This is a genomic window from Microvirga arvi (assembly GCF_016892765.1).
Classification (GTDB): domain Bacteria; phylum Pseudomonadota; class Alphaproteobacteria; order Rhizobiales; family Beijerinckiaceae; genus Microvirga; species Microvirga arvi.
In genome coordinates, this window is sequence record NZ_JAFEMD010000001.1 from 166241 (window position 1) to 179909 (window position 13669).

General features: G+C 61.3%; 19 protein-coding genes. 13 read left to right on the top strand and 6 right to left on the bottom strand.

The features are described 5' to 3' along the window. The first annotated feature begins 12 nt into the window (after window positions 1-12). The 9 genes from ILT44_RS00870 (at window position 13) to ILT44_RS00910 (ending at window position 5509) form a co-directional block, all read left to right on the top strand. Entirely contained in the window at window positions 13-396 is a 384-nt protein-coding gene (locus ILT44_RS00870) for a helix-turn-helix domain-containing protein (protein ID WP_239467810.1), read from the top strand. A 101-nt stretch (window positions 397-497) separates the two neighbouring features. Continuing rightward, window positions 498-1037 (top strand): hypothetical protein, encoded by a 540-nt coding sequence (locus ILT44_RS00875; RefSeq protein ID WP_204237659.1) that lies wholly within the window; start codon window positions 498-500, stop codon window positions 1035-1037. After that, window positions 1034-1441 carry a phage holin family protein gene (locus ILT44_RS00880; protein ID WP_204237660.1) on the top strand — a complete coding sequence of 136 codons (408 nt, stop codon included), beginning with the start codon at window positions 1034-1036 and terminating at the stop codon, window positions 1439-1441. The genes ILT44_RS00875 and ILT44_RS00880 overlap by 4 nt, the downstream gene beginning before the upstream one ends. Further along, window positions 1438-1860 carry a DUF3618 domain-containing protein gene (locus tag ILT44_RS00885; RefSeq protein ID WP_204237661.1) on the top strand — a complete coding sequence of 141 codons (423 nt, stop codon included), beginning with the start codon at window positions 1438-1440 and terminating at the stop codon, window positions 1858-1860. The genes ILT44_RS00880 and ILT44_RS00885 overlap by 4 nt, the downstream gene beginning before the upstream one ends. 21 nt (window positions 1861-1881) lie before the next feature. Next, on the top strand, window positions 1882-2625 hold the full coding sequence (locus ILT44_RS00890) for a hypothetical protein (RefSeq protein ID WP_204237662.1): 744 nt from the start codon (window positions 1882-1884) through the stop codon (window positions 2623-2625). Between the two features lie 396 nt (window positions 2626-3021). Further along, complete coding sequence (locus tag ILT44_RS00895) at window positions 3022-3375, top strand: response regulator (RefSeq protein ID WP_204237663.1); 354 nt, start codon at window positions 3022-3024, stop codon at window positions 3373-3375. Window positions 3376-3426: 51 nt separating this feature from the next. After that, entirely contained in the window at window positions 3427-4467 is a 1041-nt protein-coding gene (locus ILT44_RS00900; RefSeq protein WP_204237664.1) for an apurinic/apyrimidinic endonuclease family protein, read from the top strand. An 82-nt stretch (window positions 4468-4549) separates the two neighbouring features. After that, a complete protein-coding gene (locus ILT44_RS00905; RefSeq protein ID WP_204237665.1) occupies window positions 4550-5002 on the top strand; it encodes a response regulator in 453 nt (150 codons plus the stop codon). 183 nt (window positions 5003-5185) lie between these two features. Beyond that, window positions 5186-5509, top strand: a complete 324-nt coding sequence (locus ILT44_RS00910; protein ID WP_204237666.1) for an SWIB/MDM2 domain-containing protein — start codon at window positions 5186-5188, stop codon at window positions 5507-5509. Window positions 5510-5530: 21 nt separating this feature from the next. On the opposite strand, the gene ILT44_RS00915 is transcribed toward ILT44_RS00910, so the two are convergent. After that, on the bottom strand, window positions 5531-6082 hold the full coding sequence (locus ILT44_RS00915; protein ID WP_204237667.1) for a hypothetical protein: 552 nt from the start codon (window positions 6080-6082) through the stop codon (window positions 5531-5533). Window positions 6083-6257: 175 nt separating this feature from the next. Between ILT44_RS00915 and ILT44_RS00920 the strand changes: the two genes are divergently transcribed. Continuing rightward, window positions 6258-7121 carry a D-amino-acid transaminase gene (locus tag ILT44_RS00920; protein WP_204237668.1) on the top strand — a complete coding sequence of 288 codons (864 nt, stop codon included), beginning with the start codon at window positions 6258-6260 and terminating at the stop codon, window positions 7119-7121. A gap of 53 nt (window positions 7122-7174) precedes the next feature. After that, entirely contained in the window at window positions 7175-7519 is a 345-nt protein-coding gene (locus ILT44_RS00925; RefSeq protein WP_204237669.1) for a hypothetical protein, read from the top strand. Window positions 7520-7535: 16 nt separating this feature from the next. On the opposite strand, the gene ILT44_RS00930 is transcribed toward ILT44_RS00925, so the two are convergent. The 3 genes from ILT44_RS00930 to ILT44_RS00940 all read right to left on the bottom strand — a co-directional run bounded on the left by ILT44_RS00930 (window position 7536) and on the right by ILT44_RS00940 (window position 10326). Continuing rightward, entirely contained in the window at window positions 7536-8528 is a 993-nt protein-coding gene (locus tag ILT44_RS00930; protein ID WP_204237670.1) for a coiled-coil domain-containing protein, read from the bottom strand. A 170-nt stretch (window positions 8529-8698) separates the two neighbouring features. Then, entirely contained in the window at window positions 8699-9301 is a 603-nt protein-coding gene (locus ILT44_RS00935; protein ID WP_204237671.1) for a DUF1134 domain-containing protein, read from the bottom strand. A 191-nt stretch (window positions 9302-9492) separates the two neighbouring features. Then, window positions 9493-10326, bottom strand: a complete 834-nt coding sequence (locus ILT44_RS00940) for a 3'(2'),5'-bisphosphate nucleotidase CysQ family protein (RefSeq protein WP_204237672.1) — start codon at window positions 10324-10326, stop codon at window positions 9493-9495. A 172-nt stretch (window positions 10327-10498) separates the two neighbouring features. On the opposite strand from ILT44_RS00940, the gene chpT reads away from it, so the two are divergent. Further along, entirely contained in the window at window positions 10499-11140 is a 642-nt protein-coding gene (chpT, locus tag ILT44_RS00945; RefSeq protein WP_204237673.1) for a histidine phosphotransferase ChpT, read from the top strand. 84 nt (window positions 11141-11224) lie between these two features. Here the strand turns inward: chpT and ctrA are convergent, their stop codons facing one another. Next, window positions 11225-11926, bottom strand: a complete 702-nt coding sequence (gene ctrA / locus ILT44_RS00950; protein WP_204237674.1) for a response regulator transcription factor CtrA — start codon at window positions 11924-11926, stop codon at window positions 11225-11227. A 518-nt stretch (window positions 11927-12444) separates the two neighbouring features. On the opposite strand from ctrA, the gene ILT44_RS00955 reads away from it, so the two are divergent. Then, window positions 12445-12834 (top strand): flagellar export protein FliJ, encoded by a 390-nt coding sequence (locus ILT44_RS00955; protein WP_204237675.1) that lies wholly within the window; start codon window positions 12445-12447, stop codon window positions 12832-12834. A 51-nt stretch (window positions 12835-12885) separates the two neighbouring features. On the opposite strand, the gene ILT44_RS00960 is transcribed toward ILT44_RS00955, so the two are convergent. Next, window positions 12886-13506, bottom strand: a complete 621-nt coding sequence (locus ILT44_RS00960; protein ID WP_204237676.1) for a GNAT family N-acetyltransferase — start codon at window positions 13504-13506, stop codon at window positions 12886-12888. Between the last annotated feature and the right edge of the window lie 163 nt (window positions 13507-13669).

Sequence of the window (13669 nt, forward strand, 5' to 3'; positions counted from 1 at the left end):
CAGGAGTGGTGCTTGCAGAAGTCGCCAAATCAGATTGACAAGCACATTGGCAGCCGGGTGAGAGCCAGACGGATCATGCTAGGGATGAGCCAGGAGAAGCTGGCGGATGCCCTTGGGCTCACCTTTCAGCAGGTTCAGAAATATGAGAAGGGGGTCAATCGCATTGGCGCCAGCCGCCTGCTTCATATCGCCAGCATCCTCGATGTCAGCATCGAGTTCTTCTTTGAGGGCCTTCCTGGAATGCGGGCAGGCGGGTTCTCCGGTGACAGTCTTGTCGCCGAATTCCTGACCCGGTCGGAAAGCGACCGGCTGGTGCGCGGCTTCCTGCGTCTGAAGGACGAGGAAGCCCGCAGAAAGGTTGCCGACCTCGTCGACTGGCTCGCCTCCGTCAGCTAGGGCTGTGAACCGACAGGACCTCCAAGGTGTTGGCTTTGGGAGAGGTTCGGAACCTGCCGCGCTTCTAGTGGTTACTCCCTCGCGATTGAGAGAGGTTGGCCATGGGCGTGGGACAGCAAAACACCAACAGGCAGCAGGACAACGGCAATGAGGATTGGGATGCGCTGAAGGGCGATGTCGGCGATATCGCAGGCGCAGCCGTAGAGCGCAGCCGCTATTTCATTGATTCCGCCCGCGAGCAGGCGACGGATTATGTCGACCGCCGCAAGGACGACATCGCGCAGTCGGTGGCCGACTTTGCCACGACCCTGCGGGAATCCACCCATTCCTTCGACGAGCGGCCCAACATTCGTGCCGTTGTCGATACGGCCGCCGAAGGGCTGGAGCAGCTGGCGGATTCGATCCGGGACCGTAGCTTCGCGGACTTCTTCAACGAGTTCGAGGATGTGGTGCGCCGCCGGCCGGCGGCCGTGGCCGCTGTCTCTGTGGCAGTCGGCTTCCTTGCCGCGCGCTTCATCAAGAGCACGGCCGAGGATCTGCGCTATGACAGCATGAGCGCTGGCTCGGCTCAGCGCAGCCAGGGTCGTGCACGGCAACAGGGGCAGCAGGGGCAGCGCTCAGGCGCCAGGGCCAGTGCGTGACGGAGGCTGCCATGCAGGGCAACGGCAATCAAACCATTCAGGGTCTCGTCGGTGAGGCGCTGCGGGAATCGACAGATCTTGCGCAGAAGGAATTCACCCTCTTCAAGACCGAGATTTCCCAGAACATGCGGACCCTCTTCATGGGGCTTGCCATGGTGGTCGCGGCGGCGGTCTTCGCGATCGCAGCCGTGATGCTGCTCACCGAGGCGCTGGTGGAGTGGCTGGCGACCGTCGTGAATTCGGAAGCTCTCGCCGCGCTCATCGTCGGCGGGATTATGGCCGTGATAGCCATCGGCCTCGGGCTGTGGGGACGCAATGCCATGACGGCATCGTCGCTGACGCCGCAGAGGACCATGCGCTCGCTCAAGCGCGATGCGGAAGTCCTGTCTGAGAGAGGTGCATGATGACGTCGCAAGATCTGCAGGAACTGGAGAGGGACATCGAGCGCAGCCGCGCTCAACTCGACAACACCATCGATCGCCTCCAGGACAAGATGACTGTCTCAGGGGTTGTCGACGACGTGCTCGGGACGGCGCGCAACGGCCAATATGGGCCGCTCTACGATCGCGTTCTGGATACGGTCAGGCGCAACCCCGTGCCGGTGATGTTGATCGCGATGGGCATCGGTCTTCTCGCTTATCGCCTCGGACGTCCGACCCGTCCTCTGCGTCCGGCTCCGCTGATCGCAGCCGATGGGGATCTGATCACGGAGGAGCACCTGCTGATGGAGGCGGAGGATCCCCGTCTCTATGGGGCAGAGGCCGCTCACCAGTCTGCGACGGACACCATGTTCGAGCGCCCCGGCATGAATTCCCGCTATTGATGAACAGAACAGGAGCTTTTCATGGCTAATACCAGAAACGATACCGGCAAGCCGGAAGCGGACAAGCAGAGCGGCACCGAAAGTGGCGCCGGCAAGGTTTCCGCAGGCACCTCCGTCGGCAACATCGGCGAGGCTCCCATGCCTCATGCGCACGACCAGAAATCCGCCCAGGGCGCTAACAAGACGGGCGCCGGCACGACGACGGGCGGCGGTCAGTCTGCGGGTCAATCCAAGGCTTCGTCGACGGGTCAGTCCTCCGGACAATCCTCGCAGCATGCGCAGGACCAGGGCGGCACGATGGGCAAGGCTCAGCAGGCTGCCGATCAGGTTCGCCAGAAGGCGGAGGACGTGTATGAGGACGCCTCCGAATGGGCTCGCGATACCTATGATCGCGCCTCCGACTGGGCGTCCAGCGCTTATTCGCAGCAGCGTCGGCGCGCAGGCCAGATGGGCGGCCGCTCCGCACGGGCCTTCGGCAATGCTCGCGGCGGCGTTCAGAGCTACGTATCCGAGAATCCCATGGTGGTAGGCTTGGTCGGACTGGCCGCAGGCCTGTTGCTGGGTGCTCTTCTGCCGCGCACCCGCCGTGAGAACGAGATGTTCGGCGAGTGGGCGGACGAGGTCCGCAACCAAGGACTCCGCTATGCTCGTGAGGCCGCTGACCGGGGCCGCGAATATGTGGAAGAGACGTTCAGTGGTGACGACACCCAATTCAGCCGCCATGAAAGCGAATTCGGCGGCCGGCCTGACGCCAACCGCCATTAACCCAGATTTGTAGAGGATATAGAAAAGGCACTGGTTTCCACCGGTGCCTTTTTTGTGGCTTCGCAGAAGTTGCCGAGATGCTCAACACTTCTGCAGAAACAACAACGGCCACGGCAAGATGATGCGCGTACATCCGGCGTCATCATCTCGGCATGACCGTTTCTGGTCGGGACTGATGCCGCCAGGGTAGACTTGAGATGGGATTGAGGTTCACGACTTACAAGGGATTGTCGCTCTTTCTTAACCCTATTCCCTTAAATTCCTTCGCAGCGCTGGATCCTAGAGGAACAGGGCGCCAACGAGTTTGTTGGCTCTGGACAAGGCCAAAATTTCCTATGCCGAATGGTTCTGCGCGAAAGGCGGTCCTGTTCAGGGATCAGGTGATGGAGTTGGGGCATGCGTATTCTGATCCTCGAAGACGATCCGGCAATTGCCTTTGATCTGCAGGCTATCCTTGAGGCCGAAGGACATGAGGTCATCGATTCCATCAGCTCGCTTGCGGAAGCCTACCAGCATCTCGATGACGTGTTTGACTGCGCCTTGCTCGATATCGATGTGATTGGCGGCAAGAGCTTCGGTGTGGCTGAAACCCTCATGAGGCGTCACATCCCCTTCGTCTTCGTATCGGCTTCCACGCCATCCGACCTTCCCCAAACCTTGCAACAGGTGGCCTTCGTCGCGAAACCTTTCGAAGAGAGGGTCCTGCTCAAGACCGTTGAGCGCGCTGTTCCAAGTCTTCTTCCTTGTTGAGGAGCCATAAGCGGAGGAACCTGTTCCCGCCCGGTGACTTCATCACCCATCATGCAAGACTTTCGATTCGGCTTCTGCTGCAAATACATTCCCGAAGACGGCTCGGCTGAGACCGCGCGGAAGATGAACACGTCGACGGTGACGATGTCCTATCTCGGCCGTCTGGAGCCTAAGGCCGCTTATGACAAGCTCGCCTCTGTCGTTGCGCATAATCTGGAAGTGTTCCGGCTTCAGATCGAGCACGTAGCCCGGCGCCCCAAGATCGAGCGCCTGCATCGCTTGTCCAGCGATCTGCTGCCTGGCTATACCCATTCAAGCTGTCAGGAACTCTATCGCGACTCCGATCTGCGCCACCTGATCGAGACCAGGCTTGCACAGGCAGGACAGCTCGCCCGAGCCAAGGATGTGCGTCTCAGCATGCATCCTGGCCAGTTCTGCGTGATTGCCTCCGCCAATCTCTCTGCCGCTGCCAATGGGTTGGCTGAATTCGAGTATCATGCAGAAGTGATGGTCCTCATGGGCTATGGCGAAGGCTGGCATCCGCACGGAGCCCACATCAACATCCATGGAGGCGCGAAGGCTCTGGGTGCGGAGGGGATCCGAAGCGGTCTTGCGCACCTGTCGAAGCCTGCGCGCAATCTGATCACGATCGAGAACGACGAAGTCAGCTTCGGTCTTGACGATCTCCTGCCTCTAGCGGACGACGTGCCTCTCGTTCTCGATCTTCATCACCACTGGATTATGAGCCAGGGCGAGTACATCGAGCCGGATGATCCCAGGATTGCGCGCATCATCGAGTCGTGGCGCGATGTAAGGCCGGTGAGTCATGTGAGCATATCCCGCGAAGACCTCCTACCGGATTGGGATATCCAAGCTCTTCCCGATTTCAAAGCGCTCGTGGCATCGGGAATCAAGCCGAAGGATCTGCGCGCTCACTCGGACCTCATGTGGAACAAGGCCGTCAACGATCTGGTGATGCGACATCTCTCTTGGTCCGACTTCGAGATCGAAGCAAAGTTGAAGAACATTGCAACCGAAGGCCTGGCGCATTACGTGGAGATGAGACAGACCACGGAGCTGGAAACGGGATAAAGTTTCAAAAGAGCCTGGGCCTGCATGGAACCAAAAGATTATGTCCTCGTTGTTGAGGATTGTGTCACGAGTCGTTGCATTGATGTATTCCGCCCAGTCCACCATTCTCCTGGTTGAAGATGAGCCTTTGATCCGCCTCTTCATTTCCGATCTTCTCGAAGACATCGGATTCAAGGTTGTCGAAGCTGCTAACGGGGCAGAGGCGCTGGAGATTCTTGAATCTGGCCTGGAGGTCAACGTTCTTCTGACCGATGTGGACATGCCTGTCGGATGCAACGGCTTCGAGCTCGCTCACCGTGTGCATCTCTCCTGGCCGGAAACTGAGATTTTGATCATGTCGGGGCGGCAATGGCCTTCGGAAGGGGATCTTCCCCCCGGAGCGGCCTTCCTGGCGAAACCTTGTCCCAACGATGCGATCGTCTCGCATGTGGTCTCCGCAGCGGAGCGCACGAAACGCGACTCTCATGTTGCTCAAACCACACGGACGTCCGTAGAGCGTGATGCCAAGATCCTGCCGTTTCCGAAAACAGCCTAAATTCCTGAACTCGATCTTGCTGACGGCGTTGAGCGGACATAAGCTCTGCCGGAATTGACCTTCATCAGGGGCCGGGGGCTGGACATCCTCTCCGGAAGATCCGATCGAAGGTTGGTCATTGAGCTTTTCGGGCCTGGTTCAGGGCTGTCGATGAGCTTTCCCATACCATTCCCGGAGGAATACATGCCAACCAAGACGACTGACGCAAAAGCCGGTACGAAGAAGGCTGCTGCCAAGCCTGCCGCCAAGAAGGCTGCCGGCTCCAAGCCCAATGCGCTGCAGCAGCCCTTGCAGCCGTCAAAGGAGCTGGCTGTGATCGTTGGCTCTAATCCGCTGCCGCGCGGCGAGGTTGTGAGCAAGATGTGGGAATACATCAAGAAGAACAACCTGCAGAACCCCGAGAACAAGCGCGAGATCCTGGCTGACGACAAGCTTCAGCCGATCTTCGGCAAGCCGAAGGTGACAATGTTCGAGATGAACAAGCATCTGGCCCAGCACCTCAAATAAGCACGCTGCCGTTCAGGCCCGTCAGGAATCCTGCCGCCACCGATCGAGCGGCAGGATATCCGGCCGGTGCCCCGGAGGCTTCTTCCACGGGTCTACGGCCCATTCGGCTCCCGTCCTCTTCTCGGCGATCACTGCCGTAAAATGCGGGTAGCGACCATCAAAGAAAAATCCGCGCGACTCCGGATGCTCCACCATATGATGGGTGAGCAGCCCCTGATCCTGCAGGATCAGGAGCAGGCTTGTCGTGTTCGCGGTCTCGTCCAGGCAATCCATCTGGCCATGAACGCCCGACATCTGAGGCGGCGAGCCCGGAACGTCGGGTTTGCCCCCGAAGGATGCCGCGATATAGGCTGTGTAGGATCGAACCACCTCGGCCAGTGCCCGCCTCTCCGCATCAGGCGAGCCCTGGGCGGCCCTTAGAGACGCGACTGCGCGGCTCAGCCATGCTCCATCCACCGAAATTGCCAGCCGCCGCGCACATCCATAACCGTGACAGGCGATGATGCGGCTTCCGGCGGGTTGGACATAGCCCTGCTCCTTGAACCAGTTCTCGGCCTCCTGGGGCCCGGCCATGACCGGTGCACTCATGAACAGGAACGGCAGAGCTTTCAAAATGAGAAGTGGCGCTAGTCTCATGATGGAGGTACCTATCGCTGAAGCTTGAGGTGCCCTTGGCCATATAGATCGCGCGGCTCAGCTGCCCATAGGTTAAGCTTGGTTGAGACGAGTTACGACTTTCGAGGTTTCCATGTCCCGCATTGTCTTCCTGAACGGTTCCTTCCTGCCGATTGACGAGGCCAAAGTGCCGTTCATGGATCGTGGCTTCCTGTTCGGGGATGGTGTCTATGAAGGCATCGGGGTGCTCGACGGCCGGCTGATCGACAACGAGGCCCATCTCGAGCGTCTGGAGCGCTCCCTTGCCGAGGTGCGCATCCTCAACCCCTATACGCGAACCGAGTGGACTGCCCTCGAGGAGGAGATCGTCCGTCGCAACGGCATGACGGAAGGCTTCATCTACTTCCAGGTCACCCGCGGGGTGGCGGAGCGGGATTTCTTCTTTCCCGACAACGCAAAGCCCACGGTGGCCATGTTCACCCAGGCCAAGTCCATCGCCCATGCTCCGGCAGCCCGGGCGGGCATCGCCGTGATTACCGTGCCCGATCAGCGTTGGGCCCGGCGGGACATCAAGTCGATCAATCTGCTCGCCCAGGTTCTCGCCAAGCAGGCGGCGAAGGAAGCCGGAGCCCAGGAGGCCTGGATGGTGGAGGATGGCTTCGTGACCGAGGGCGGCTCGTCGAGCGCCTTCATCGTCACGAAGAAGGGCAGCATCGTCGTGCGTCCTCTGTCCAACGCCATCCTGCCGGGGATCACCCGCATGTCCCTCCTGCGCTTGTCGGAGGAGGTCGGGATTGCCCTTGAGGAGCGGCAGTTCACGGTCGAGGAGGCCTATGACGCCGCCGAGGCGTTCCTGACCAGCGCCTCGAACTTCGTCCTGCCCGTGGTTTCCATCGACGGCCGTCCCGTTGCGGATGGGAAGCCGGGCCCGATCACGAAGCGGCTGCGCGAGCTTTACCTGACCATGGCCAGCGCCCCGGCTCTTGCCGCCGAGTAGCGCTGCCGGAACCCCCTTGTGGGTCGTCCGTTGCCTTTTCAAAGGAGCGACCCATGAAGCGTGTGCTGGTCTTATCGACGATCCTGGCAGGCTGCCTCGGGACGGCTGCCCTGGCGCAGAACCCGCAAGTTCTGCAGCAGCAAGCCCCGAACATGCCTGCGCCGAACCAGATGCCAGCCGAGAAAGTCGAGCCTGACAGCAACCTTTCCGGCAGCAATGGTCCATCCGAGACGGGATCAACCAAGACCTTGAGCGAGAAGCTGGAGCAGACCGACGGCGTGATCCGGCCGCCGGAGACCGCAACGCCGGATATCACCGTGCCGGCGCCCGTGCCCAACCCCGGCACGACACCTGTCATCCGCCCGCCAGGCAGCAGCCAGGGGGTCGATCCGAAATAGCGCCCAAAGGCAGAGACTACTTCCCAACCGAGCGACGCCGCTTGCCCTCACGGGATCTGTTGTTCTCGCGAGGCTTGTCATTGGACGAAGCATCGCCGCCGCTCTTCATGATTTGAACAGCCACTTCGGAGATCTGACGGCGCAGCTCGTCGTTCTGGCCTCCGGAAACCTCCAGGCCCGCAAGCCGCTCCTGAGCCTCGTCGCGCTCCGCTTCGATCTCGCGGATGCGCTGTTCGAGGATCAGGCCGCGCTCCTGCTCGGCGGCAATGCCCTTGGCGAGTTCCGCCAGGCGCAGGCGCTCGTCTGACAGCTCGCTGTGCCGCTCGTTCAGCGCCCGCTCGAAGTCGTTGCCCCGGGCCGTCTGGGTCATGAGACGGGTTTCGAGGTCCGAGATGGTGATCCGCTTCGTATCCAGATCGCTCAGGGCCGAGGTGAGCCGGCGGTCCGTATCGGCAAGTTCCACCTCCAGACGGGCAAGCTTCTCCTCCGCGTGAAGGAACTCCGTCTTTGTCTTGGAGCGCTCGTGCTGAGTGAGTTCCAGTTCCATACGGGTGTTGGACAACTCGTTCAGGGTCGCACGGTGAGCGTTCTCGAGGGCGGTCAGGGTTTCGCGCGTGCTCGCGAGGAAGGTCCTCGTCTGGGCGAGATCCTCATCCGTGGCTGCCAGCCGGGTCTGGGCATGGGCCAGGTTCACTTCGAGCTGGGTTACCGTCTGGTTGCGCTCGGCCAGGGTGCTCTCGAGAGCTTCGATCCGAATGGCCCGCCTGCCCATCTCCTCCATGCTCTCACGCTTGTAGGCCAGCGCTGCTTCCGCCTTGCGCTCGATCCTCCGCTGGAGAACGGCGAATTCCGCCCGCAGGTGGTCCTTCTCCGCCGTCAATTCAGAGATCGACATCGGAAAGAGCGCCTCGGCCCTGCGACGGGCGAGACGCTCCGCGCGCGCATTGATGGCCGGAATGATGAGGAGCGCGATGAGGGAGGCTGCGACGAACCCCAACGCAAAAATCATGATTGTTTCGATCACGCGGACGCCAACTCCAAGGTGCTTGACCGGTAACGCTCAAGCACCTTGCCTTGTGCCTGCGCAGCTTTCCAGAGCTGATGCTCCAGACGAGCCGTTGTAGCGCATCCGAGCCCGGTTTCCACTGGCAGGATGGCAACTCGCGCCTGGGAACGGTCCTAGAAAGGATTCCAGGTCGGCTCCGAGGTGAACTTCAGGTACCCGATATTGACTCCGAGACGCGCTCCGACGCCGGCCCGGATCGGCACCACGATCATCTCGTCCGCTGCTACGGCCGTCACGCCGAAGCCGCCGATGAAATAAGCCGATCCGTCCATGCCGACGAAGCGCTTATAGAGCGCATCCGTGAAAGGCATGTTGTAGACCAACATCATGGTGCGGGCGCCATCGCCGCCCACATCGAAGCCGAGGGAAGGGCCCTGCCAGAAAATGCGGCGATCCCCGGCATTGCGGGTGAAGAGCTTGCCCTCGCCGTAGCGAAGGCCGCCGAAGAAGGCGCCGGAGGCTTCCTGGCCCAGGATGTAGCCATTGGGTTCGCCCCAGCGGCGGATCGCCTCCTGGAGCGCGAGGGCAAGGCCGCGGGAGGCCGAGCCGAAGAACTGGTGGCCCGACTCGACCAGTTCGTTGGAATTGAAGGATTCCGGATTGCCGGGATTGCCAGCATAGGCGCGTTGGACGGTTTGGGCCGAGGCCTGCAGGGGCAGGGCGCTGATCAGGGCGGCAAAAGCCGCTGCCGCAAGAAACGTGGACCGGGAGCGCATGGGCTATCTCCTCGCATGAGACAGGGGACAATCCGGCCCAGGAGGGCCGAAAGGCTGCTATCGAGGTCCGAACCTTAAGGTCATCAACCCTAACAATCTCTGTACGTCATGACCTTTCGAGAGGCTGGCGTGGGTTTCGAGGCGAAATCGTCCGAGCGCCGGCAGGGGTATTCGAGAGTGGGGGAGCGGTTTCAGGCGGCAGAGGCCGATACGGGCAGATCCAGCCTCGGCGCGAGGGCGGTGTCCCCGATGGCTGCGAAAGGACCGTTCCGGTAGCCCTTTTCCTCGTGTCCATAGGTGAGGGGTGTTCCGCCAGGCCCGACCACGCTGCCCCCGGCACAGGTGAGGATATGGTCGCCCGCCGCCGTGTCCCATTCCATGGTCGGGCCGCAGCGCACGTAGATGTCGGCCTCGCCGGAGGCAATGAGGCAGAATTTCAAGGCCGACGACGTCATGCGTCGCGTACCGATCGACAGGACCGAGAGGCAGGCTTCCGTGGCGATGTCGCCGTGCCGGCGGCTCACCAGCGCGACGAGATCCTGCTCGGGCGCCGGACGCACCTTCGCCTCGCGCCAATCGAAATCCGTCCCGCCGCTATTAGGCAGAGCACTCGTGCGGGCCCGCTCGCCGGCGATCCAAATTGACCCCATGGCCGGCGCGGCCACCACGGCTGCCATGGGCCGGTCTCCACGGATCAGGGCGATGTTGACGCTGTATTCGCCGGTGCCGTGGATGAAGTCGCCTGTGCCGTCCAGGGGATCGACCAGGAAGAAATACTCGTCTGTCTGAGCCGTGCTGGAGGTTTCCTCCGCGACCACCGGAACGCCCCCCCAGGCCTCGCTCAGGCGCTGGATAATGAGTCGCTCCGCCGCCAGATCGGCGGCCGTCGTCGGGCTTCCATCATCCTTGATGCGCTTGTCGATCAGCGCGTTTTCCATGCCGCGCAGGACCCGTCCTGCCTCCCAGGCGATGTGGGCGAGCTTCAGGGCGATCTCGTCGGGGTTCTGTCCATCGAAGCGCATCATGGATTTGTGCCTGTTCCCTCGCGGGCTGTCGATGTCTTTTTGCCCGCTTTTCAAAGAACTCGGAGCCGGGTATCCCGGTTCACGTTCTCTTTCCTGTTTGGCTGTATTCATGCCCGTCGAAATCCCGATTTCATGAATGTACAGCTGACTTTACGGTGCCTCCGGAGCCCTCATGGCCACGATCTCCCTCGATTCGCTCGACCTCGCCGCTCTCCTCTGCTCACGCGTCTGCCATGACGTGATCTCGCCGGTGGGTGCGATCGTCAATGGGCTGGAGGTTCTTGAGGACGACAGCGACGCCTCCATGCGCGACTTCGCGCTCGACCTGATTCAGAAGAGCGCCAGGCAGGCCTCGGCCCGTCTGCAGTTCGCCCGGCTCGCCTTCGGCGCGGCAGGCTCCGCCGGCGCCTCCATCGATCTCGGTGATGCCGAGCAGGTGGCCCGCGGGCTTTTCCTCGACGACAAGATCACCTTCTCCTGGTCCGCTCCCCGGCTCCTGTTCCCGAAGAACAGGGTGAAGCTCCTCCTCAATCTGATCATGATCGCCACCACCGCCATTCCGCGCGGCGGTTCGATTGCGGTGAGCGTCACGGGCGATGCGGAGGCCTGTGCCTTCACGATCGTGTCGAAGGGGCTGAATGCACGCATTCCCGCACATTCAGAAGCTCTGCTTGCCGGAAATTCCGATTCCGGCACGGTCGATGCCCATGGCATCCAGATCTTCTATGCCGGCATGGTGGCCCGCGCCTCGAACATGAGCGTCGCCTTCAGCATCGAGGGCGACGAGGTGACGATCCGGTCTGCCACTGTCTAAGGGCAGTTGAAGATCCCTTCTTCGGATGCTCAATAAAAAAGCCCGGCACTTGGCCGGGCTTCGTCGTTTCTGCCGTCGAGGGCGTTAGATCGCGATGCGCACATCCGCCTCGCTGGGCTCGCGCAGCACATAGCCGCGGCCCCAGACGGTCTCGATGTAGTTGCGGCCCTGCGAGGCATTGGCGAGCTTCTTGCGCAGTTTGCAGATGAAGACGTCGATGATCTTCAGCTCCGGCTCGTCCATGCCGCCATAGAGGTGGTTGAGGAACATCTCCTTGGTGAGGGTGGTGCCCTTGCGCAGGGAGAGAAGCTCCAGCATCTGGTATTCCTTGCCGGTCAGGTGCACCCGGGCGCCGCCGACCTCGACCGTCTTGGTGTCGAGATTGACGATCAGGTCGCCGGTGGTGATGACCGACTGGGCATGACCCTTCGAGCGGCGGACGATCGCATGGATGCGGGCCACCATCTCGTCCTTGTGGAACGGCTTGGTGAGATAATCGTCGGCGCCGAAGCCGAGACCCTTCACCTTGTCCTCGATGCCGGCCATGCCGGAGAGAATCAGGATCGGCGTCTTCACCTTCGCGACCCGGAGAGTCCGCAGCACCTCGTAGCCCGACATGTCGGGGAGGTTCAGGTCGAGAAGGATGATGTCGTAATCGTAGAGTTTGCCGAGGTCGATGCCCTCTTCTCCGAGATCCGTCGTGTAAATGTTGAAGTTCTCGGACTTCAGCATCAATTCGATGCTTTGCGCTGTCGCGCTGTCGTCTTCGATCAGAAGTACGCGCATGTTCAATCCCCAGCCCCTGCCCTTGAGCTTTGGAACAGCGGAAGGCTGTCCATCCACCACCGGGCCTGGGGCGGATGCTCTTTTGAACTGATTCGAAACGCTAGTACGGAATGGTTAACAAACCCTGATTCTGGGACGCAAGCGCTTAACGAACTTGACAGGCGGATCATCCGCCGAAGGCCGCTAACCTGTGGATTCTGGGTAACCATAGGGAACCGCCTTAGAACATCCCAAAAGCTTGCCGCCCAAGCGTTTCAGCCCTGCCTCGGGGATGGCTCCGAGGGAACCGCGCCCGTGACTGAGCCAGTGTTAACGAAATCGGTAAACGAATGGTTTACGAGGTCCGAAACACGCAAATTTGACGAAAGACTTCGCGCAGGGGATTGAGATCACAGGAATTTTTTGTCGCGACCGGTAAGGAAAGGTCAACCTCCATCGGCGATGGTGTCGCATGTCTGGCGGATAACTGAGCGATCCGTGAGGCGAAATGAAACAGCGACGTGTGGAGTTGAATCAAGATGAAGTCGCGGGACACGCTCATCCGCCTCAAGCGTTTTCAGGTCGACGAGAAGCGTCGACGTGTGGCGCAGATCGAGATGATGATCGCCGAGTTCGACCGCATGGCGGCCGACCTTGATCGGGAAATCGCAGCGGAAGAGCAGAAGGCCGGCATCGCCGACCCCAACCACTTTGCCTACCCAACCTACGCGCGCGCTGCGGCTCAGCGGCGGGACAACCTGCGCCTCTCGGCTCAGAACCTGCACATCCAGCTCGACGATGCGAAGGCCGAACTCGGAGAGGCGTTCGAGGAGTTGAAACGGGCCGAGAGCCTCGAGGACCGCGAACGCTCCCTCGACGCGGCGATCGGCCAGATCGGGCAGGGCCGCGCGGTGCGCGCGACGGCCTGAACGACACTGCAGGCGAATTCGAAAGGGCGTGCCCGCTCGGGCGCGCCCTTTTTATATTGGCGACAACACCGGAATGTGGGGTGCCGCCTCGCGAGGAAGAAATCCGAGTAGCCGCGGATCGTCCGCCACCTCGATGGCACGCCGATAGGGCGTGAAGCCCGCGCGGATGTAAAAGGCGAGAGCGCCGGGCGAGTCGAGCGTGCAGGTATGGACGAAGAAGCGCCGGATCGGCCTGGCAAAGGCCCGGCGGATCGCCTCGTGCATCAGGAAGAGTCCCGCCCCCTGTCCGATGAAGCCCGGAACGAGCCCGAGAAAGGCGAGTTCGACCTCATCCCCGGCACGGAAATCGAGTTCGAGCAGGCCCACGTCGGTGGTTCCATCCTGAAGGGCATAGACCTCCACCTTCGGATCATCGAGGATCTGAGCGAGCTCTTCATCCGCCATCACCGCCCGGCTGAACCAGAGCCAGGGCTCCCCAACCTTACGGAACAACGACCGGTAGCGCGGGCGGTCCTGATCGATGCGCTGGAGGATCCAGCCCTCCGGATGCCGGATCAAAGGCAGGGCCGGCGCTTCGCGCATCTCGAGATAGGTGACGATTGTTGCGATCTTGTCCGGGGACAGATCGGTATAGCCGGTGAGATTGAGAGCCACTGCCGGTTCATTCGCCATGGGCCGCTGCCTTCTGAAGTCTCCAAGTTCGAGGCTGCTTGATAAAGCGATTGTCCCCCAACGTCACGCTTCTCGCCTTGGACCTTATGTCATGTGGCTGCGGGCCATTATCCCCTTGCAGACCAAAGGGATTGTGGGCACAGAAGAGGCAATGAGGGAGGTC

Coding starts and splice junctions, on each gene's coding strand:
- ILT44_RS00885 (WP_204237661.1), top strand. CDS start 1,438: ATGATGACGTCGCAAGATCTGCAGGAACTGGAGAGGGACATCGAGCGC.
- ILT44_RS00925 (WP_204237669.1), top strand. CDS start 7,175: ATGAAGCGTGTGCTGGTCTTATCGACGATCCTGGCAGGCTGCCTCGGG.
- ILT44_RS00960 (WP_204237676.1), bottom strand. CDS start 13,506: ATGGCGAATGAACCGGCAGTGGCTCTCAATCTCACCGGCTATACCGAT.
- ILT44_RS00915 (WP_204237667.1), bottom strand. CDS start 6,082: ATGGCCGGGCCCCAGGAGGCCGAGAACTGGTTCAAGGAGCAGGGCTAT.
- ILT44_RS00920 (WP_204237668.1), top strand. CDS start 6,258: ATGTCCCGCATTGTCTTCCTGAACGGTTCCTTCCTGCCGATTGACGAG.
- ILT44_RS00910 (WP_204237666.1), top strand. CDS start 5,186: ATGCCAACCAAGACGACTGACGCAAAAGCCGGTACGAAGAAGGCTGCT.
- ILT44_RS00875 (WP_204237659.1), top strand. CDS start 498: ATGGGCGTGGGACAGCAAAACACCAACAGGCAGCAGGACAACGGCAAT.
- ctrA (WP_204237674.1), bottom strand. CDS start 11,926: ATGCGCGTACTTCTGATCGAAGACGACAGCGCGACAGCGCAAAGCATC.
- ILT44_RS00905 (WP_204237665.1), top strand. CDS start 4,550: ATGTATTCCGCCCAGTCCACCATTCTCCTGGTTGAAGATGAGCCTTTG.
- ILT44_RS00900 (WP_204237664.1), top strand. CDS start 3,427: ATGCAAGACTTTCGATTCGGCTTCTGCTGCAAATACATTCCCGAAGAC.
- ILT44_RS00955 (WP_204237675.1), top strand. CDS start 12,445: ATGAAGTCGCGGGACACGCTCATCCGCCTCAAGCGTTTTCAGGTCGAC.
- ILT44_RS00930 (WP_204237670.1), bottom strand. CDS start 8,528: ATGATTTTTGCGTTGGGGTTCGTCGCAGCCTCCCTCATCGCGCTCCTC.
- chpT (WP_204237673.1), top strand. CDS start 10,499: ATGGCCACGATCTCCCTCGATTCGCTCGACCTCGCCGCTCTCCTCTGC.
- ILT44_RS00940 (WP_204237672.1), bottom strand. CDS start 10,326: ATGATGCGCTTCGATGGACAGAACCCCGACGAGATCGCCCTGAAGCTC.
- ILT44_RS00895 (WP_204237663.1), top strand. CDS start 3,022: ATGCGTATTCTGATCCTCGAAGACGATCCGGCAATTGCCTTTGATCTG.
- ILT44_RS00935 (WP_204237671.1), bottom strand. CDS start 9,301: ATGCGCTCCCGGTCCACGTTTCTTGCGGCAGCGGCTTTTGCCGCCCTG.
- ILT44_RS00890 (WP_204237662.1), top strand. CDS start 1,882: ATGGCTAATACCAGAAACGATACCGGCAAGCCGGAAGCGGACAAGCAG.